The 19,589-nt window shown below is 72.8% G+C and carries 17 protein-coding genes and 1 pseudogene; 11 read left to right on the top strand and 7 right to left on the bottom strand.

Annotated features, from left to right (window positions below; translation table 11 throughout):
• Positions 1-21: 21 nt before the first annotated feature.
• A complete protein-coding gene (locus AC3ETA_RS41110; protein ID WP_432198015.1) occupies positions 22-561 on the bottom strand; it encodes a hypothetical protein in 540 nt (179 codons plus the stop codon).
• Positions 562-742: 181 nt separating this feature from the next.
• A complete protein-coding gene (locus AC3ETA_RS41115) occupies positions 743-1,726 on the bottom strand; it encodes a fibronectin type III domain-containing protein (RefSeq protein ID WP_432198016.1) in 984 nt (327 codons plus the stop codon).
• A 445-nt stretch (positions 1,727-2,171) separates the two neighbouring features.
• Here AC3ETA_RS41115 and AC3ETA_RS41120 point away from each other — a divergent pair, with 445 nt between their 5' ends.
• On the top strand, positions 2,172-2,867 hold the full coding sequence (locus AC3ETA_RS41120; RefSeq protein ID WP_432198017.1) for a glycoside hydrolase family 75 protein: 696 nt from the start codon (positions 2,172-2,174) through the stop codon (positions 2,865-2,867).
• Between the two features lie 208 nt (positions 2,868-3,075).
• Here the strand turns inward: AC3ETA_RS41120 and AC3ETA_RS41125 are convergent, their stop codons facing one another.
• From AC3ETA_RS41125 to AC3ETA_RS41140, 4 genes are all read right to left on the bottom strand, one after another.
• Positions 3,076-3,495: a PTS-dependent dihydroxyacetone kinase phosphotransferase subunit DhaM gene (locus AC3ETA_RS41125; protein WP_432198018.1), complete on the bottom strand. Its 420-nt coding sequence runs from the start codon at positions 3,493-3,495 to the stop codon at positions 3,076-3,078.
• Positions 3,488-4,087, bottom strand: a complete 600-nt coding sequence (gene dhaL / locus AC3ETA_RS41130) for a dihydroxyacetone kinase subunit DhaL (protein WP_432198019.1) — start codon at positions 4,085-4,087, stop codon at positions 3,488-3,490. The genes AC3ETA_RS41125 and dhaL overlap by 8 nt, the downstream gene beginning before the upstream one ends.
• 76 nt (positions 4,088-4,163) lie before the next feature.
• On the bottom strand, positions 4,164-5,156 hold the full coding sequence (gene dhaK / locus AC3ETA_RS41135) for a dihydroxyacetone kinase subunit DhaK (protein ID WP_432198020.1): 993 nt from the start codon (positions 5,154-5,156) through the stop codon (positions 4,164-4,166).
• Between the two features lie 329 nt (positions 5,157-5,485).
• On the bottom strand, positions 5,486-6,412 hold the full coding sequence (locus tag AC3ETA_RS41140) for an EamA family transporter (protein ID WP_432198021.1): 927 nt from the start codon (positions 6,410-6,412) through the stop codon (positions 5,486-5,488).
• Between the two features lie 68 nt (positions 6,413-6,480).
• On the opposite strand from AC3ETA_RS41140, the gene AC3ETA_RS41145 reads away from it, so the two are divergent.
• The 4 genes from AC3ETA_RS41145 (at position 6,481) to AC3ETA_RS41160 (ending at position 12,166) form a co-directional block, all read left to right on the top strand.
• A complete protein-coding gene (locus tag AC3ETA_RS41145; protein ID WP_432198022.1) occupies positions 6,481-7,335 on the top strand; it encodes a LysR family transcriptional regulator in 855 nt (284 codons plus the stop codon).
• Between the two features lie 417 nt (positions 7,336-7,752).
• Entirely contained in the window at positions 7,753-8,496 is a 744-nt protein-coding gene (locus tag AC3ETA_RS41150; RefSeq protein ID WP_432198023.1) for an HAD family hydrolase, read from the top strand.
• Positions 8,497-8,522: 26 nt separating this feature from the next.
• Positions 8,523-10,916 carry a glycoside hydrolase family 65 protein gene (locus AC3ETA_RS41155; RefSeq protein WP_432198031.1) on the top strand — a complete coding sequence of 798 codons (2,394 nt, stop codon included), beginning with the start codon at positions 8,523-8,525 and terminating at the stop codon, positions 10,914-10,916.
• Between the two features lie 365 nt (positions 10,917-11,281).
• Entirely contained in the window at positions 11,282-12,166 is an 885-nt protein-coding gene (locus AC3ETA_RS41160; protein WP_432198024.1) for a universal stress protein, read from the top strand.
• Between the two features lie 3 nt (positions 12,167-12,169).
• On the opposite strand, the gene ppk2 is transcribed toward AC3ETA_RS41160, so the two are convergent.
• Positions 12,170-12,973 carry a polyphosphate kinase 2 gene (gene ppk2, locus AC3ETA_RS41165; protein ID WP_432198025.1) on the bottom strand — a complete coding sequence of 268 codons (804 nt, stop codon included), beginning with the start codon at positions 12,971-12,973 and terminating at the stop codon, positions 12,170-12,172.
• A 136-nt stretch (positions 12,974-13,109) separates the two neighbouring features.
• Between ppk2 and AC3ETA_RS41170 the strand changes: the two genes are divergently transcribed.
• The 6 genes and pseudogenes from AC3ETA_RS41170 to AC3ETA_RS41195 all read left to right on the top strand — a co-directional run.
• Entirely contained in the window at positions 13,110-13,451 is a 342-nt protein-coding gene (locus tag AC3ETA_RS41170) for a hypothetical protein (RefSeq protein WP_432198026.1), read from the top strand.
• A 58-nt stretch (positions 13,452-13,509) separates the two neighbouring features.
• A complete protein-coding gene (locus AC3ETA_RS41175) occupies positions 13,510-13,881 on the top strand; it encodes a four-helix bundle copper-binding protein (RefSeq protein ID WP_432198027.1) in 372 nt (123 codons plus the stop codon).
• A 72-nt stretch (positions 13,882-13,953) separates the two neighbouring features.
• Positions 13,954-15,132 (top strand): acyl-CoA dehydrogenase family protein, encoded by a 1,179-nt coding sequence (locus AC3ETA_RS41180; protein WP_432198028.1) that lies wholly within the window; start codon positions 13,954-13,956, stop codon positions 15,130-15,132.
• 33 nt (positions 15,133-15,165) lie between these two features.
• Positions 15,166-15,738: pseudogene (locus AC3ETA_RS41185) on the top strand (oxygenase MpaB family protein); the annotation flags it as partial.
• A complete protein-coding gene (locus AC3ETA_RS41190) occupies positions 15,720-17,960 on the top strand; it encodes a serine/threonine-protein kinase (protein ID WP_432198029.1) in 2,241 nt (746 codons plus the stop codon). The pseudogene AC3ETA_RS41185 and the gene AC3ETA_RS41190, both read left to right, overlap by 19 nt.
• A 58-nt stretch (positions 17,961-18,018) precedes the next feature.
• Positions 18,019-19,589, top strand: a 1,571-nt coding sequence (locus AC3ETA_RS41195; RefSeq protein WP_432198030.1) for a phytoene desaturase family protein, incomplete at its 3' end; no start/stop codon positions are given.

Raw genomic sequence — 19,589 nt, forward strand, 5'->3', positions numbered from 1 at the left:
GCCGGGCGCCCGCTCGCGGAGTCAGAGGCGGTACGGCTTCGACGTCCTGCGGCGCAGGTACCAGGCCGTGGCCGCGACGCCCGTGCCCACCAGGAGCCCGCCGCCCACCAGTGTCAGCGTGCCGTAGTCCTGGCTGCCGCCGCCCACGCCGCCCATCACACCGCGCGACGGCGAGGCCGTGGCCGAGATCGTGGGCCTGACGCTGGGCGAGACGATGACGGACTGGGTGCCCGCCGTCGTGCCGTCCGAGCAGATGACGATGACGGTGTAGGTGCCGGCGCTCACGTTCGACCATGCCGCCGACTGCAGCGCGGTCGTCCCCGACAGGGACACCTGACGTCCCTGCGAGAAGTTCGCCTGGCGGCTGTTGAGGAGCGAGGCGGTGCCCCAGCTGCCGTTGACGTTCGTGCAGGCGCGGGTGGTGACGGAGACCGTGGATCCCGTGGTGCTCACGGAGATGCCCGATTGGGCCTCGGCCGGGCCGGCGGCCACGAGGAAGGAGAGTGCGGAGGCGGCTGCCACGGTAAGGCCCGAGCGGAGGAAGAGCGATGAGTTGCGCATGTGAATGCCCTCCGGCGGCACGGTCGGCGGTACGTCCGTTGCGCCGCCGAGGGTCGGGAACGCCCGTGCTGCCTCAGGGGTAGCCAACGCGGCCCGGGGCGCCGCCGCATGCGGGCGTCGCCCGGACAGGTGATGGGCTGCTGCATCCGGGGGACATCGGGCCCGCGCTTCGGGGGTCCCGTCAGCCCCCGGCCCCGGTCGTCACCATCAGCTCCGTCGAGAAGCCGCCCCAGGTGCCGTCCGGCAGCCGGCCCCGGAGCCGCACCCGGTGGCTCACGCCGCGCTCCGGGCCAAGGTAGAAGCTGTACGTGGCCCGCTCGCGCGGCGCGCTCCCGCCGTACACCAGCGAGGTCGCCGCACGGCCGTCGAGCTGGATCTGGTACTCCGTGACGACGCCGTCGGTGCGCGGCGGCACCCAGTTCAGTTCGAGGTAGTACGCCCCGTCGGAACGATGGGTCGTCTTCGCCTCGAACCCGGTGGGCGCGGTGCCACGCCCGTCGTCGGTGCCCGGTGTGGTGAGGCGAACGGCCGCCGTCGGCGGCGAGAGGTTGTCGGCGGCGTCCCGGGCACGGACGGTGAACGAGTAGCGGGTGCCGGGCCTGAGCCCGGTGACGACGGTCGCCGTCTGGTTCCCGCCCACACTGTGGATCTTCGCCCCGCCCTGATGGATGTCGTACGACACCACGTCCCGGTCGTCCGTGGCCGGTGACCACGACAGCTGGACCGCCCGACTGCCGACCGCACGTCCGTCGGCCTTCCCCGGGCGGGTCGGGGCCGAGCGGTCGGCGGCCACGGCCTTGGGGGTGGTCGCGCGGACCGCCTTGCTCGGCGGCCCGAGACGTCCGTCCTCGTCACGGGCCCGCACAGTGAACACGTAACTGGTGGACGGCTTCAGCATGGTGACATCCACCATGTGCTCGGCACCCGGCACTTCCTTGGCCTTGGTGGGGCCCCGGTACACCTCGTAGACCTTGATGCCGCGTTCCGCCGGGACCGCGTTCCACATGACGTGCACGCTGGTCGCGCTGCCCGCGGCGGCCGTGACACCCGTGGGCGCCCCGGGCAGCCGTCCGCCGTCCTCCCCGTCGGCCCCGCTCCAGGCACACGAGGAGAGCAGCGCGAGCGCCGCGCACACGGCGGATACGAGTACGAGAACGCGTCGCACGACTCTGCCTCCCGGGGGCGGCCTTCGCGGCAATGGTCCGGACCAATATGACGCGGCTGACGCGATCACATCAAGAGGGCGGGCGCCGGTGACCCCGGCGATCGCGTGTGACCCACCGGTCGTTGGTGTCCCGCCCGGAGGATTACGTATGCTGAAGCTCCTCGCGGCTGAACTCTCCCTGAGGGATGGTGAGTTCATGCCGTCCCGGCGCGGGCCGCTGTCGTCGCTGATCCGGTGCCGGACGCGGGTGGCCGGGGGGCCGGGGTCCATCGCGGGCCCGGGCTCCCGGCCTCTGGCGGAGCGCCGGGGACTCGCCGTCGTGTCGTCGGGGTGTGCACCGTACGGACCCCTGTGGTGGCAGCATGATCCGGGCGCCACCACATTGGACTGAGCGTTCGGCGGAGTCCGACGCGTGTCAGTGTCCCCGGCGAGAGGGTCCCGAATCGTGCGTATACAGTCGTTGACGCTGGCTGCGGCGAGTGCCGCACTGCTCGCCCCCACGACACCACCGCCCGATCCCCCCGACCCCCTGGGCGGGCCGGAGACCCAGATCGAAGCCGCCGTCAGCGCCGCTGACCTGCTGGCGAAGGTGCGCGACTGCACGGCGGTCTCCCAAGGGCGCTATCGCAGCGACAGCGGTTCGGCCGCGACGATCCCGGTGTGCGGGCGCAGCGACGCCGTGTTCTGGAAGGCCGACATGGACATCGACTGCGACGGGCAGTCCACCGGCCACTGCAACAGCGCCACCGACCCGTACTTCTCCGGCTCCACGGCCTTCCGGCAGTCCGACGGCCGCTATCTGAGCGCCGAGCACCTGCCGTACATTGTCGTGCCCACGCCCAGCGGCATCTGGGACTACCGCGCCCATGGCATCCGCGGCGGCTCGGTCGCGGCCGTCGTGTACGGGGGCCGGGTGCAGTACGCGGTCGTCGGCGACGTCGGCCCGCGCGACATCATCGGCGAGGCTTCGTACGCCACCGCCAAGGCCCTGGGCATCCCGCCCGACCCCCGACGCGGCGGCACGGCCTCCGGCGTCACCTACATCGTCTTCAAGAACTCGCGGGTGACACCGATCGAGGACGCCCCGGCCGCCGCCGCGGCCGGGCAGCGGCTGGCGAAGAAGTTCGTCGGCGCCGAGTGAGTGAGACGGCCCTGCGCGCGACCGTGGAGCACATGCGCGGCACACCGCGGACACCGGCCCCGACCGCGCGACCGCAGAGGCCGAACTGACGGCAACTCTGCGGTCGGCGCCGAGTGTTGCGGCGGAAGGTGCGGTACGGGGGGAGGAGCTCGGAGCGGCGCCGGCCGCTGACCGCCCTGCGTCCCGCCCTCGTACTGCGCGGCCCGCCTCACACCTTCCGGTACGTGTACGCCTCCGCGGCCGCCGCCTCCACCGCCGCCAGGTCGGCCCCGGTGGACGCGGTGACGACCGCGGCCACCGCGCCCTCGACGAACGGGGCGTCCACCAGGTGGGTGTTGTCCGGGAGTTCGTCGCCCTCGGCGAGCAGCGCCTTCACCGTGAGGACCGCACTGCCCAGGTCGGTGAGGACCGCGACCCCGGCGCCGCGGTCCACGGAGGCCGCCGCCGCGGCGATGAGTTCGGCGCTGGTGCCGAGCTCGCCGCCCTCGGTGCCGCCCGCCGGGGCCACCGGCACCGCCGTGCCGCCGCCCGCGAGCCCCTGCGCCAGCTCGGCCACCGACGCGGCCACCTGCGCGCTGTGCGAGACCAGCACGATGCCCACCAACTGCTCGTCCTTGGCGTCACTCATCGACGGCCTCCGCGAGGCCCGCGATCAGCAGCGCCGAGGACGTGGCCCCGGGATCCTGATGACCGATGCTGCGCTCCCCGAGATAACTCGCCCGTCCCTTGCGGGCCTGCAACGGCGTCGTCGCCAGGGCGCCCTCCTCGGCCGCGGCCCGCGCCGCGACGAAACCGTCGCCGAGCGCGTCCACCGCCGGCACCAGAGCGTCGATCATGGTCTTGTCGCCGGGGGCCGCGCCACCGAGCGTCATGACGGCGTCCACGCCCGCCCGCAGCGCCTCGGCGAACTGGGTCTCGCTCACCTCGCCGACGTCCCCGAGCGCCTTGCCGGTCCGGCGCAGCAGGGTCCCGTACAGCGGCCCCGACGCCCCGCCGACGGTCGAGATGAGCTGTCGGCCGGCGAGGGTCAGGACCGCGCCCGGTGTCTGCGGGTCCTCCTTCGTCACCGCGGCCGTCACGGCGGTGAAACCGCGCTGGAGGTTGCTGCCGTGGTCGGCGTCCCCGATGGGTGAGTCGAGAGCGGTGAGCCGTTCCGCCTCACGGTCGACGGAGGCGGCTGTGGCCGTCATCCAACGGCGGAAGAACGCGGCGTCGAGCACTGGATCTCCTTGCGTGACAGGTGTGTTGTGATCGTCCGGTCCCGGATCGTCCGGCCTCGGATCGTCCGACTCCGGATCACATGCCCCACCGCAGCCCGGGTGTGCTCACCGGCGCGTCCCACAGCCGCAGCAGCTCCTCGTCGACCTGGCACAGCGTGACCGAGGCACCGGCCATGTCGAGCGAGGTGACGTAGTTGCCGACCAGGGTGCGGGCGATGGCGACTCCGCGCTCGGCGAGCACCCGCTGGACCTCGGCGTTGAAGCCGTACAGCTCCAACAGCGGTGTCGCGCCCATGCCGTTGACGAGCACGAGGACGGGATTGCGCGGGGTCATGTCGTCCAGGACGGCGCCCACCGCGAAGTCGGCGATCTCGTGCGACGTCATCATCGCCCGCCGCTCCCGGCCGGGTTCGCCGTGAATGCCGATGCCCAACTCCAGCTCGCCCGGCGGCAGATCGAAGGTGGGGCTGCCCTTGGCGGGCGTGGTGCAGGCGCTGAGGGCGACACCGAAGCTGCGGGAGTTCTCGTTGACCTGGCGGCCGATCGCCTCCACCCGCTCCAGCGGCTGCCCCTCGTCCGCCGCCGCGCCCGCGATCTTCTCCACGAACAGCGTCGCACCCGTGCCGCGCCGCCCGGCGGTGTAGAGGCTGTCGGTCACGGCCACGTCGTCGTTGACGAGCACCTTCGCGACCTGGATGCCCTCGTCCTCGGCGAGCTCGGCGGCCATGTCGAAGTTGAGGACGTCGCCCGTGTAGTTCTTGACGATGAACAGCACGCCGGCCCCGCTGTCCACGGCGGCCGCCGCCCGCGCCATCTGGTCGGGCACCGGGGAGGTGAACACCTCGCCCGGACAGGCCGCCGACAGCATGCCCCGACCCACGAATCCGCCGTGCAGCGGCTCGTGCCCCGACCCGCCGCCGGAGATGAGCGCGACCTTGCCCTCCACGGGGGCGTCCCGCCGTACGATCACCCGGTTGTCCACATCGACGACCAGCTCGGGATGAGCGGCGGCCATCCCGCGCAGCGCGTCCGCGACCACGTTCTCCGCGACGTTGATCAGCATCTTCATGGGTGCCTCCTGGTGATGTGAACGGCGGTCCCTCCGACCTGCGTCCGCCGAGGTCGGAACGGGTGGAGCCGGTTGTCGAGGTGGGCGGTCCCGAGCGGTCGGGGAGGGTCCCGGCGGGCGGGTGCCGGATCGACGGCCGCCGTGGCGGCGGGACGTCAGGTGTCGGTGGTCGTGGTGGATGTCGTCGCCGGAGCCCTGCTGTCCGAAGTATCGCGCTTACGGCAACGAAGGTCACGTGCACGCCCGCCCGCTTGCGGCATGCGGGAGGGCATGGCCCGTGATCTGGTGCACGGTACGTGCTCCGCGGCCGACCGCGCCGCGGAGGGGGCTCAACTCCGGGACGTCGCCATGCTCAGCGCGTTGGCGGCGACGACGGCCCCGATGGCCGCCCACTCCGGTGCGCCCAGGCCCTGGCCGAGGCCGATCCAGCCGACCAGGGCCGCGAGGACCGGGTTGACGCTCATGAACAGGGCGAACGCCCGGGGCGGGACGTGCCGCAGGGCGAACAGGTCCGCGAGATACGGCACGGCCGAGGACAGGACCCCGGCAGCGACCGCGCAGGCGACGGCGGCGACCGTGGGCGGATGCCGGACGGCCACGGCGATGCCGATCGGCAGGAACATCACGGCCGAGACACCGGCCGCGGCCGCCGCGCCCTGCGCCCCGGCCACACGTCGGCCGACGGTGCGGTTGAGCAGGATGTACGACGCCCAGCAGGCGGCCGCCAGCAGGCCCAGGGCCATGCCGAGGTAGTCGGTCGAGGGCCGCGGGCGCATCAGCGTGACGACTGAGGCCGCGGCGATCACCGCGCAGCCCACGTCCACACGGCGCCGCGAGGACGCCAGCGCGATGGTGAGCGGGCCGAGGAACTCAAGGGTGACGGCCAGGCCGAGGCCGACGCGCTCGATCGCCGAGTACAGCGAGAGGTTCATGGTGCCGAACACCAGGGCCAGCAGCAGCACCGGCCACCACTGGGCCCAGGTGAACGACCGCAGCCGCGGTCTGCCGACGGCGACCAGGACCAGGGCGGCCACGTACTGGCGCACGGCGACGACACCGACCGGGCCGAGCACGGGAAAGGCGAGGGAGCCGATCGCGGCGCCGGTCTGGTTGGACAGACCACTGCCGACCATCGTGGCCACACCGGCCAGACGGCCGCCGCCCGGTTCGGAGGCGGCCGGTGCGGAGATGGCCGGTGCGGAGATGGCCGACGGCATCGCGCGCGTCGGCGCGGCGGGAGCGGGGCGGGTGCGCATACGCCGATCGTGGGACCGCCCCATCCTTGCGCAAAATGCGTTCCCCCGACCATCTATACGCTTGAGTCATGGATGTCGAGCTGAAGCAGCTGCGCTGTCTCGTCGCGATCGTCGACGAGGGCACCTTCACCGACGCCGCGATTGCCCTCGGCGTCTCCCAGGCCGCCGTCTCCCGCTCGCTGGCCTCCCTCGAACGTGCTCTGGGCGTCCGGCTGCTGCGGCGCACCTCCCGCGAGGTGACCCCGACCGGGACCGGTCTGCGCGTCCTGGCGCACGCCCGCCGAGTGCTCGGCGAGGTGGACGGCCTGGTCCGGGAGGCGACCTCCGGGCACGCCCGCCTGCGCATGGGCTACGCCTGGGCGGCGCTCGGCAGGCACACCCCGGCCTTCCAGCGCCGCTGGGCCGCCGCCCACCCGGGGACCGACCTGCAGCTCGTACGCGCCAACTCCTCCACCGCGGGACTCGCCGAGGGTGCCTGCGACCTGTCGGTCGTGCGCAAGCCGGTGGACGACCGGCGGTTCGACTCCGCCATCGTGGGACTGGAGCGGCGACTGTGCGCGGTGGCCGCCGACGACCCCCTGGCCAGGCGCCGCTCGGTCCGGCTGGCCGACCTCAGCGGGCGCACCCTCGTCGTCGACCGCCGTACCGGCACCACGACCACCGACCTCTGGCCGCCCGACTCGCGTCCGGCGATCGAGGAGACGCACGACGTCGACGACTGGCTCACGGTGATCTCCACCGGCCGCTGCCTCGGCATGACCGCCGAGGCGACCGCCCACCAGTACCCGCGCCCCGGTGTGGTCTACCGGCCGGTCCGGGACGCCGAACCCATCGCCGTACGGCTCGCCTGGTGGCGCGACGACCCGCATCCCGCCGCACAGGCGGCGATCGAGCTGCTGACGGCCCTGTACCGGGGCGACTGACACGGCACACGGGGGCGGGAAGGGCCCCATCCACTTCTCGCGGATCCTGATTGCGCGGTGCGCGGCCGTGAACCGCTTCCCCGCGCCTGTCCGGGTCCTTCCCGTCACCTCCAGCACACCATGCCGGCGGCGGCTGCGCCAGGCCCCGTTCGTCCCTTCATGAGGGCGCAGAGGTGACAACATGGGCGGGACGGGTACCCATGACCGGAGCCCGCCGGGCGCGGGTGAACCGTCGAGCGGAGGTGGGGAGGCCGTGCGCCTTGCATTCCATGGTCCTGAGCCGGCCGGGCGTCCCCCGGACGCCGTAGCCGCGCGACGGCGCCCCGTGCGCCGACCGCGTCCCGTCCCGCCCCAGCGGTCGTGACCGTGCGGCGGCCCTCCGGTGCGGGCGGATCCCGGGTCACCCCCGACCCTTCCGTGAGCCTGCTCGCGCCCGCCCTGCGGGACGTGCGTGCGGTCGTCTTCGACACCGACGGCGTGATCACCGACTCCGCGAAGGTGCATGCCGCGGCATGGAAGGCCGCCTTCGACGACTACCTGCGCGCCCATCCGCCCGCCGACCCCGACCAGCGACACCCCTTCGACGTGCGGGACGACTACCTGCGCCACGTGGACGGCAGGTCCCGCCTCGACGGAGCCGCCGCCTTCCTCGCCGCGCGCGGCATCGACACCTCGCAGGAGACCGTCCGGACCGTCGCCGAGGCCAAGGAGCGCCTCTTCACCGCGCGGCTGCGCGATCAGGGCGTCGACGCCTACCCGGGCACCGTACGGCTGGTGCGGGCACTGCGCGCGGCGGGCGTGCCCCGAGCCGCCGCCTCCGCGTCCCGGCACGCGGGTGAGCTGCTGAGCCGGGCGGGTGTGCTCGAACTGTTCGACACCCTGGTGGACGGCGATGAGGCGGCCCGGCTGGGCCTCGCGGGCAAGCCGCAGCCCGACCTGTTCCTGGAGGCGGTGCGCCGGCTCGGAGTGACCGCCGACCGGGCCGCCGTCGTCGAGGACGCCCTGGCGGGCGTGGAGGCCGGCCGGCGCGGCGGATTCGCCCTGGTGGTCGGCGTGGACCGGGCCGCCGGGGCGGACACGGGGGCGCGGCTGCTGCGGCACGGCGCCGACATCGTCGTACGCGATCTCGGAGAACTCTGTGCGGGAGGGGAGGCGAAGTGACCGAGCCGGGCAGGCAGGCCGAGGCGATGGATCCGGGCACGGAAACCGAAGTGGACGGCTGGAGCTGGGAGTACGCCGGCTACACACCCGCCGACGAGCGTCTGCGCGAGTCCCTGTGCGTGCTCGGCAACGGCTACTTCGCCACCCGGGGCGCGCTCCCCGAGTGCACCGCCGACGACGTCCACTACCCGGGGACCTATGTGGCCGGCATCTACAACCGGCTCACCTCGGACGTCTCGGGCCGCCAGGTGGAGAACGAGGACATGGTCAACGTCCCGAACTGGCTGCCCCTGCGCTTCCGCATCCCCGAGGGGCCCTGGATCGACCCCGACACCGCCGACGTCCTCGAACACCGGCAGATGCTGCACCTGGCCGAAGGGCTGCTGGAGCGCCGTACACGCTACGACCTCGGCGGCGACCGTGTGTTGATGGTACGTCAGCTTCGGATGGTGCATATGGCCGACCCACATGTGGCCGCCCTCCGTACCGAGTTCACGGTCGATGGGTTCTCCGGCCCGCTGGAGGTGGAGGCCGCCCTGGACGGCGGGGTCACCAACTCCGGCGTGGCGCGCTACCGGGACCTCGACGGCCGCCATCTGACCCACATCCACACCGGCACCTCCGCCCCGGACACGGTCTGGCTGCGCTGCCGCACCCGCACCTCCGACGTCCGGATCGGCCTCGCGGCCCGCCTCAGCGCGGACACACCGATCGTGGTGCGGCATGAACTTCCGCATGTCATCCAGCAGTTGACGATCGACCTGGAGGCCGGCCGCACCGTCACCGTCGACAAGACCGTCGCCCTGCACACGTCCCGCGACCCGGCGATCAGCGACCCGCTGCACGCCGCCGTCGACCGGGTCGGCCGCTCCCCCGACTTCGACGCGCTCGCCACGTGGCACCGCGCGGCCTGGAACCAGCTCTGGCGCCGGGCCGAACTCGACGTACCCGGCGAGTCGGGCCGCATCCTGCGCCTGCACCTCTTCCACGTCCTGCAGACCCTCTCCCCGCACACCGCCGACCTCGATGTCGGCGTGCCCGCCCGGGGACTGCACGGCGAGGCATACCGCGGCCATGTCTTCTGGGACGAGCTGTTCGTGCTGCCCTACCTCAACCTGCACTTCCCGGAGGTCTCGCGCGCGCTGCTCCGCTACCGCCACCGCCGCCTCGAACAGGCCCGTACCGCCGCCGCGGCCGCCGGCCGCCGTGGCGCGATGTACCCGTGGCAGAGCGGCAGCGACGGACGCGAGGAGACCCAGCAGTTGCACCTCAACCCGCGCTCGGGACGCTGGCTGCCCGACCACTCCCATCTCCAGCACCATGTGGGATCGGCGATCGCCTACAACGTGTGGCAGTACTGCGAGGCGAGCGGCGACATGGAGTTCCGGCACACCAAAGGCGCCGAGATGCTGTTGCAGATCGCCCGCTTCTGGGGTGACAAGGCCGTCCACGACGACGCCCTGGGGCGCTACCGCATCAGGGGTGTCGTCGGCCCCGACGAGTACCACGAGGCGTACCCGGACGCCGACGGGCCCGGCCTGGACGACAACGCCTACACCAACGTCACGGCGACCTGGGTGCTCGCGCGCACCCTGGAACTGCTGGACACCCTGCCCGAGCCCCGCCGCCGCGAACTCGCCGAGCGCACCGGCCTGACCGCCGGCGAACTCGAACTCTGGGAGGACGTGTCGCACACGCTGCACGTGCCCTTCCACGACGACGTCATCAGCCAGTTCGAGGGCTACGGCGAGCTGTCCGAACTCGACTGGCACGGTTACCGGAGCCGGTACGGCGACATCCGGCGGCTGGACCGGATCCTGGAGGCGGAGGGCGACACCGTCAACCGCTACAAGGCATCCAAACAGGCCGACGTCCTGATGCTCGGCTATCTCTTCGCACCGGCCGAGCTGGGAGGCCTGTTCCGGCGGTTGGGCCACCGGCTGGACGAGGACATGTGGCGGCGCACCGTCGACTACTACATGCACCGCACCAGCCACGGCTCCACCCTCAGCGGTCTCGTCCACGGCTGGGTGCTGGCCCGGTGCCGACGCAGCGAGGCATGGAAGTTCGTCCAGGAGGCCCTCCAGGGCGACATCGCCGACGTCCAGGGCGGCACCACCGGCGAGGGCATCCACCTGGGCGCCATGGCCGGCACCCTCGACCTCGTCCAGCGCGGACTGACCGGCCTGGAGACCCGGGGCGGCGCCCTGTGGCTCGACCCCGTGCCGATGCCCGAGCTGTCCACCTACGGCTTCGCCCTGCTCTACCAGCACAACTGGGGCGTACGGCTCCGTCTGGAGCACGGCCTGCTGGAGATCGAGGTCCCGTCCTCCGACGCCTCACCGATCGACGTACGCCTCCCGGACCGCGAGGTGTCCCTCCAGCCGGGGGAGAAAGGGCGACTGGTGCTGCCGGACTGAGGGGCGGGACCGGTGCGGGCGGGCCGGGCGGCGTGGGCGGGCGGCGTGGGCGGGCCGGGTCGGTCCCGCGCGGAGCCCTGCGGGCGGTCGCGCGGTCGGCCCGCTCCGGGGCGGTCCAGGTCGTGCGGGTTGCGTTGTCCTTCGGCCCGGGCCGGTGGGTCCGGGCCGGTGCGGAATGCGGCCGGTGGGGGGAGGCTGGGAGGACGGCGGTCGTCGGGCTCGGCCGGGGCGGCCGTGGTGCGGATCGGTCGGCGAAGGTGCCGTGCGGCCGTACGGCACCTTCGGGATCCCGGCGCGCGCCGCTCCCCGGTCCCGGCCCGCACAGGCCGCCCGGCATCCGCGGACGGCACGGAAAGGGGGACGCGATGATCGGCCCGGTTGTCGTAGGGGTGGACGGCTCGTCGTCGAGCATGGCGGCCGTGGAGGTCGCGGCGCGCGAGGCCGGGCTGCGGGGCGTAGGCCTGCGGCTGGTGCACGCCTTCGGCCGGCCCGGCGCGCACATCCCGCCCGGCGGACGGCCCTGGGAACCCAGCAGCGCCGCGGGGCTGCGTGAGCTGATCGACGGCACGCTCACCGAGGCCCATCAGCGGGCGCACGAAGCGGGACCCGGCGTCGACATCACCCGCGAGGTCGTCGTCGGAGAGCCGATCACGGTCCTGGAGATCGAGTCGCGCACCGCGTCCCTGGCCGTCGTCGGCAGCCGGGGACTGAGCCGGTTCGGCGCGCTGATGCTCGGCTCCACCGCGGGACACATGGCCGCGCACGCCGCCTGCCCGGTGCTCGTGGTGCGCCGCAGACCCAACCCGGCCGGCCCCGTTCTCCTGGCCGTCGACGGCTCGCCCGCGGCGCGCGGCGCGGTCGAATTCGCCTTCGCCCACGCCTCCCTGCACGGCGTACGGCTGGAGGCGCTGCACGCCTGGAGCGAGCGGAACGAGCGCGCTTACGGCGCTCCCGCCGACCCGCCGTTCGTGACGTACGACGAGGACCGGCTGCGGGACGAGGAGGAGCGGGTGCTCGCCGAGGCGCTGGGCGGGCTGGGCGACCGGTATCCCGACGTCGAAGTGGTCCGCAGGCTGGTGCGCGGACGGGTGCGGCACTCTCTCATCAAGGCCAGCGCGGACGCCGGCCTCGTGGTGGTCGGGGCGCGCGGGCGGGGCGGTTTCGCCGGGCTGCTCCTGGGCTCGGTCAGCCAGGCGGTGCTCCATCACGCCGAGTGCCCGGTGGCCGTGGTGCGCACCGAGGAGGCGTGAGGCTCAGAGATTCGCCGCGTGGTCGGGGACGTAGTTCTGGAGCTCGCGCGGCGGCCGGCGGTAGCCGGTCGACTCCGGCCGTTCGGGCAGCTCCAGAACCGGTGGGGGCACGTCCTGGTACGGCACCGACCCCAGCAGATGGGCGATCATGTTCAGCCGCGCCCTGCGCTTGTCGTCGCTCTCGACCACGTACCAGGGCGCCTCGCTGACGTCGGTGTGCACCAGCATCTCGTCCTTGGCCCGCGAGTAGTCCTCCCAGTGGGTGATGGACTTCAGGTCCATCGGGGACAGTTTCCAGCGGCGCAGGGGGTCCTCCAGCCGACGGCGGAAACGCTCCTGCTGCTCCTCGTCGCTCACCGAGAACCAGTATTTGCGCAGCAGGATCCCGTCCTCCACCAGCATCCGCTCGAAGATGGGGCACTGGCGCAGGAAGAGCTGGTACTCCTCCTTGGTGCAGAACCCCATGACGTGCTCGACACCGGCCCGGTTGTACCAGCTGCGGTCGAACAGCACGATCTCCCCGGCGGCCGGCAGATGCTCGACGTACCGCTGGAAGTACCACTGGCTGCGCTCGCGCTCCGTGGGCTTGGGCAGGGCCGCGATCCGGGCGACGCGTGGGTTGAGGTGCTCCGTGACGCGTTTGATGGTGCCGCCCTTGCCGGCCGCGTCCCGCCCCTCGAAGACCACCACCAGCCGCGCGCCCGTCGCCCGCACCCACTCCTGAAGCCGCACCAACTCCGTCTGGAGGCGCAGCAGTTCCCTCTCGTACTCCTTGCGGGGCAGCCTCTTCGCCCTGTCGCCGCTCATGCCGCCTCCCGCATCGTGCCCGAACACCCCAACAGCATCGAACAGCACCGTACTGACCGTCGACGCGTGCCGCACCCCGGACAACCGGTCACGACCGCACATGGGCGGACGGCCGGCGGCCGGGCAGGATGGGCTCATGGACGGTGCCGATCCACACATCCACGTCGACCGACGGGTGTCCCAGTACGACGCCCGGGTGCGCAATCTGCTGGCCGGCACGTTCGGCCTGGCCGGTGACCTGCCGGACACGGTCGCCACCGGCTGTGGGCTGCGGGTGCCGTACGCGATGACCTCCGCACGGCCGGAGAGCGTCACCTGCCTGACCTGCCGCGAGCACGGCCACGACCAGCACGTCCGTCTCGCCGAGCAGATCGAGCGGCTGGGCGCGATGCCGGGCGCCGTCGTCACGGGGGCGCAGGCGGGCCGGGCGGCGGAGCACCATCGCGACCTCGCGCGGAGGTTCGCGCAGGGCGAGTGAGCCCCGGACGCCGCGGAAACCCGGGTTTGGCCCCATCCCCTCCGGCTACCCGGCCCGTGTGACGACGACATCCCAGCAACAGCTCGTCCAGTTCCTGGAGGACCGCTTCACCTGCGCCCAGGCCTGTACCGACTGCGCCCGCGCCTGTGCCCTGCGCGCGAGTCTGGTGGATCCGGACGGGACCGGGGAGATGGAAGCCCTGCGGCGCAAGGGCATCATGTGCGCGGAGGTCTGCGACGCGACCTGCCATGTGCTGTCCGAGCAGAACCTCCTCGACGAGGCCGCGATCCGCGCCCAGCTGGAGTGGTGCCGGTCGGTGTGCGTCGAGTGCGCGCACGCTTTCGACGCGTTTCCCGGCGGCGAGGAGACGGCCGAGGCGTGCCGCAGGTGCGCGCGGGCCTGTACCGAGTTCATGGGGACCCTCGCCTGACCGTTCCCAATTTCTGGAACACGTTCTACGGTGTGCGCCGTCAGGACCGCCCTTGGGGAGCCTGGAGGCGCCGTGCATCTGGAATACACGCCCGAGCAGCAGCGGCTGCGCAGCGAACTGCGCGACTACTTCGCCGAACTGGTGCCGGACCTCGCACAGACCCGCTTCACCGACCCGGCAGCGCAGAAACGCCACTACCGCGGCACGATCCGCCGGCTCGGCGGCGACGGCTGGCTCGGGATGGGCTGGCCCAAGGAGTACGGCGGGCGCGGACTGACCACCATCGAACAGTTCATCTTCTTCGACGAGGCCGCCCAGGCGGGCGTACCGCTGCCCCTGATGGCGCTCAACACCGTCGGCCCGACGATCATGCAGTACGGCACGGACGAGCAGAAGTCGTACTTCCTGCCGAAGATCCTCTCCGGCGAGATCGACTTCGCGATCGGCTACAGCGAGCCGGAGGCGGGCACCGACCTGGCGTCCCTGAAGACGCGCGCGGTACGTGACGGCGACGAGTACGTCGTCAACGGCCAGAAGATCTGGACCACCAACGGCGACACGGCCGACTGGGTCTGGCTTGCGACCCGCACGGACCCCGACGCCCCGCCCCACAAGGGCATCACCATGCTCCTCGTCCCCACCACCGACCCCGGGTACTCCTGCACCCTCATCAACACCCTCGCCTCGCACGACACCACCGCCAGCTACTACGAGAACATCCGGGTCCCCGTCTCCCGCCGCGTCGGCGCCGAGAACCAGGGCTGGCGACTGATCACCAACCAGCTCAACCACGAGCGCGTCACCCTCGCCGCGCACGGCACCATGGCCATCCGCGCCCTGCACGACGTCCAGCGCTGGGCGATGGGGACCAAACTCGCCGACGGCCGCCGGGTGATCGACCTGCCCTGGGTGCGCCGCCGCCTCGCGCAGACCCACACGAAGCTCGACGCCCTCAAGCTCCTCAACTGGCAGATGGTCAGCGCCGTCCAGGACGGCACACTCACCCCGCAGGACGCCTCCGCCGTCAAGGTCTACGGCTCCGAGGCCCGCCGCGACGCCTACGCCTGGCTGATGGAGATCGTCGCCGCACCGGGGGCCCTGAAGGAGGGCTCGGCGGGCGCCGTCCTCCACGGCGAACTGGAACGCGGCTACCGCTCCGCCGTGATCTTCACCTTCGGCGGCGGCAACAACGAGATCCAGCGGGAGATCATCTCGTGGATCGGTCTGGGGATGCCGAGGGTCCGGCGTTAGCGACCATCTGCGCGACGCGGGCCATGACTCTTCTCCTACCTCCAGGTCGGACGCCGCTCCGGCTTCCGCCTCACCGACGCCGAGGCCGACCGGTACATATCCGAACGCCGGGCAAGCGCCCGCCTGGTGGGCCTCGACCCGGACGCCGTGCCGGCGAACCGGGCCGAGACGGCTGCGTACTTCGAGAAGGTGCGCCCCGAGCTCGCGTGCGGACCCGAGGCACGCGCCGTGGACGACTTCCTGCTCCGCCCGCCCACGCACCCGCTGCTCGTCCCGGCGCGCGAGGTGCTGTGGCGGCGCGTGGCGAACCTGGCGTACGCCGCCCTGCCGCCATACGCCCACGAGCTGTACGGCCGACCGGCCCCGGAACCCGCCACCGCCACCCGTAAGTTGCGTGCCACGGGCACCCTGCTGCGCTGTATTCCCGCACGTCTGCGCTGGCAACTGCCGCCCAAACACATTGTCCGCGCCATGGCACGACTCGGTCCCGGCTCGCGCCCGGCACCGTACAAACTCGGACGACAGCTCGCCATACTGGACGAGCCGGGGGAAGGCGGGCGGACCAGCACGGGGGGCGAGCGCGGTAGATGGGGGACAGCAGGCTGATCCAGGGCCGGTACCGGCTGCTCGATCCGATCGGGCGCGGCGGTATGGGCGAGGTGTGGCGTGCGCGCGACGAGTCGCTGGGCCGGCAGGTCGCCGTGAAGTGCCTCAAGCCGCTCGGACCCCACCACGACCAGTCCTTCACCCGGGTGCTGCGGGAGCGGTTCCGCCGGGAGGCCCGGGTGGCCGCGGCCCTCCAGCACCGCGGCGTCACCGTCGTCCACGACTTCGGCGAGTCCGACGGCATACTGTTCCTGGTCATGGAGCTGCTGCAGGGCCGCAACCTCAGCCAGCTCCTGGAGGACAACAGGCACCATCCGCTGCCCGTCGCGGACGTCGTGGAGATCGCCGACCAGGTCGCCGCCGCCCTCGCCTACACCCACCAGCAGGGCATCGTGCACCGCGATCTGAAGCCGGCGAACATCATGCGGCTCGCCGACGGCACGGTGAAGATCTGCGACTTCGGCATAGCGCGCCTCGCCCACGACATCGGCTTCACCTCCCGGCTGACCGGCACCGGCATCGCGATGGGCACCCCGCACTACATGTCGCCGGAACAGATCGGCGGCAAGGAGGTGGACCAGCGCAGCGACCTGTACTCGCTCGGGTGCGTGCTGTACGAGATCGCCACCGGGGTGCCGCCGTTCGACCTCGACGACCCGTGGGCGATCCTCGTCGGCCACCGTGACACCCCGCCCCGCCCGCCGCGCAGCCACCGTGCCGAGCTGCCCGAGTTCTTCGAGAAGGTCATCCTCGATCTGCTGGCCAAGCGCCCCGAGGAACGCCCGCACGACGGACGGGAGCTGGGCCGAAGGATCGGTCTGGGCCGTACGACACCCGTGTACGTGCCGACCGTGGTGACCCCGCAGCCCGCCCTCGCAGACCCGGAGCCGGCGACCCGCGAGCCCCGGCTGCCGTCCTGGACCCGCGGGATGACCACCGGCCACAAGGCCACCGGCGCCGGACTGCGCACCACACCCCCGGACGCCGGGGCCGGGCTCACCGGCGAGTGGATCCCGCGGCCCGCCACGGGCAGGCCCGCCGAGAGCGCACTACCCGAGGGGCGGCCCGCCCCGTCCGCGGCGACGCTGGCCGCGCTCACCGGGCGGCACAACGCCGGGCTGAGCCTCGGCCGGCTGGGCCGCTGGACCGAGGCGGGCGAGGTGCACCGGGCCGTCGCCGCCGAGCGCGCGCACCTCCTCGGCCCGGACCACCCCGACGCCCTCGCCAGCCGCTACGAGGTCGCCTTCACCCTGAGCCGCACCGGCCGCGCCGCCGACGCCCTGCGCGAGTACAAGCACGTCGCCCGCGCCCGCAGCCTCGCCCTCGGCCCGGACCACCCCGAGACGCTCGCGGCCCGGCAGGAAATGGCGTACGTGCTGGGCCAGTTGGGCCGTCACTTCGATGCCCACCAGGTCTATACGTCGGTACTGTCGGCCCGCGAGCGGACCATGGGCACCGATCACCCCGACACGCTGCGCTGCCGCCACAACCTCGCCTTCAGCCTCAGCAGACTCGGCCGCCTGGAGGACTCGTACCGCATGGCCGACGAGGTCGCCGCCGCGCGCGCCCGCATCCTCGGCCCGCACCACCCCGACACTCTGGTCACCCGCTACGAAGTCGCCTACGCACTCGGTCAGTTGGGGCGCTGGGCGGAGGCACTGCAGACCTACCGGGAAGTCGCCGAGACCCGCGCCCAGGCTCTGGGCCCCGACCACCCCGACACCCTCGCCGCCCGCTACGAGGTCGGCATCAGCCTCGGCCGCCTCGGACGCAGCGCGGAGGCGTTCCGCCTCTACCGCGATCTCGTCGACGACCGCACCCGCGTCCACGGCGGCGCTCACCCCGAGACGCTGCGCGCCCGCCACGGCCTCGGCGTCAACCTCGGCCGGCTCGGGCACTGGGAGGAGGCCCTCGCCGAGTCCCGCGACGTCTGCGCGATCCGGGAGCGGGTGCTGGGCCCCGATCACCCGGACACCCTGGTCAGCCGCCGTGAGGTCGCGGTGAGCCTCGGCTGGCTCGGCCGCTGGCCGGACGCGCTCACCGAGTACCGCAGGGTGGCCGCCGCCCGCGAACGCGTCCTCGGCCCCGATCACCCCGACACCCTCGCCAGCCGCAACGACGAGGCCCACTGCCTCGAACAGCTCGGCCGCGGCGCGGAGGCGGTCGAGCTGTACCGCAGGGTGGCGGTACTGCGGCAGCAGCGGGCGACCGGGGGGCGGTGACGGAGGCCCGGTCGTCCCACCTGTGGCCGACCTAGATCATCGCGTGTTACCAAGAACCATGTCTGCACACGAGGGAACCACCGCACACGGTACGTACGACGTCGTCATCGTCGGCGGCGGCCACAACGGTCTGGTCGCCGCCGCCTACCTGGCCCGGGCCGGGCGGTCCGTGCTGGTGCTGGAGCGGCTGGACCACACCGGTGGCGCCGCGGTGTCCACGCGGCCGTTCGCCGGGGTCGACGCACGGCTCTCCCGCTACTCGTACCTGGTCAGCCTGCTGCCCGACAAGATCGTGCGGGACCTCGGCCTGACCTTCCGGGTGCGCAAGCGCGACGTCTCCTCGTACACACCGGTGGAACGGGCAGGCCGCCCGACGGGACTGCTGGTGGGCGGCGGCGAGGACCGCACCCGGGAGGCCTTCGCCCGCCTGACCGGCGGCGAGCGCGAATACGAGGCATGGAAGCGCTTCTACGGCATGACCGGCGAGGTCGCCCGACGGGTGTTCCCGACGCTCACCGCGCCGCTGCCGACCCGTGACGAACTGCGCCGCCGGGTGGCCGACGATGAGGCCTGGCGGCTGCTCTTCGAGGAGCCCGTCGGCGTCGCGATCGAGGAGCGGTTCACGGACGACCTGGTGCGGGGCGTGGTCCTCACGGACGCCCTGATCGGCACCTTCGCCGACGCCCACGACACCTCGCTGAGACAGAACCGCTGCTTCCTCTACCACGTGATCGGCGGCGGCACCGGCGACTGGGACGTCCCCGTCGGCGGCATGGGCGCCCTCACCGACGCCCTGGCCACGGCGGCACGCGAGGCGGGCGCGGTCATCGTCACCGGACACGAGGCGGTACGGATCGACACGGACGGCCGCAACGCCGAGGTCACCTACCGCACGGCGGACGGCGAGGGAGTCGCCGCCGCGGGCCACGTGCTGGTCAACGCCTCCCCGCAGGTACTGGCCGCCCTCACCGGCGACACGCCGCCCGCCCCCGCCGAGGGCGCCCAGCTCAAGGTGAACATGCTGCTCAAGCGGTTGCCCCGGCTGCGCGACCGCTCCGTCGACCCGCGCGAGGCGTTCGCCGGCACCTTCCACATCGCGGAGGGCTACGACCAACTGGCCGCCGCCCACGCGCAGGCCGCCGCCGGTGAACTCCCCGCCGCGCCGCCGTCCGAGATCTACTGCCACTCGCTCACGGACCCGACGATCCTCGGCCCCGACCTCGTCGAACAGGGCTACCAGACCCTCACCCTGTTCGGGCTGCACACACCGGCCCGGCTCTTCGCACGCGACAACGACGCCGTACGCGAGGAGTTGCTGAAGTCGACGCTGGCCCAACTCGACGCCCACCTCGCCGAACCGATCGCCGACTGCCTGGCGACGGACGAGGAGGGACGCCCCTGCATCGAGGCGAAGACCCCCCTGGACCTGGACCACGACCTGCGGCTGCCCGGCGGGAACATCTTCCACCGGGACCTTTCCTGGCCGTACGCCCAGGAGGGCGCCGGCCGCTGGGGCGTGGAGACCCGCCACGCGAACGTGCTGCTGTGCGGCGCGGGCGCCGTGCGCGGCGGAGGGGTGAGCGGGGTGCCGGGCCACAACGCGGCCATGGCGGTGCTGGAGAGCGGCGA

This window comes from Streptomyces sp. bgisy027 (assembly GCF_057710365.1).

Coding starts and splice junctions, on each gene's coding strand:
- AC3ETA_RS41110 (WP_432198015.1), bottom strand. CDS start 561: ATGCGCAACTCATCGCTCTTCCTCCGCTCGGGCCTTACCGTGGCAGCC.
- AC3ETA_RS41125 (WP_432198018.1), bottom strand. CDS start 3,495: ATGAGTGACGCCAAGGACGAGCAGTTGGTGGGCATCGTGCTGGTCTCG.
- dhaK (WP_432198020.1), bottom strand. CDS start 5,156: ATGAAGATGCTGATCAACGTCGCGGAGAACGTGGTCGCGGACGCGCTG.
- AC3ETA_RS41140 (WP_432198021.1), bottom strand. CDS start 6,412: ATGCGCACCCGCCCCGCTCCCGCCGCGCCGACGCGCGCGATGCCGTCG.
- AC3ETA_RS41145 (WP_432198022.1), top strand. CDS start 6,481: ATGGATGTCGAGCTGAAGCAGCTGCGCTGTCTCGTCGCGATCGTCGAC.
- AC3ETA_RS41155 (WP_432198031.1), top strand. CDS start 8,523: ATGGATCCGGGCACGGAAACCGAAGTGGACGGCTGGAGCTGGGAGTAC.
- AC3ETA_RS41160 (WP_432198024.1), top strand. CDS start 11,282: ATGATCGGCCCGGTTGTCGTAGGGGTGGACGGCTCGTCGTCGAGCATG.
- ppk2 (WP_432198025.1), bottom strand. CDS start 12,973: ATGAGCGGCGACAGGGCGAAGAGGCTGCCCCGCAAGGAGTACGAGAGG.
- AC3ETA_RS41170 (WP_432198026.1), top strand. CDS start 13,110: ATGGACGGTGCCGATCCACACATCCACGTCGACCGACGGGTGTCCCAG.
- AC3ETA_RS41190 (WP_432198029.1), top strand. CDS start 15,720: ATGGGGGACAGCAGGCTGATCCAGGGCCGGTACCGGCTGCTCGATCCG.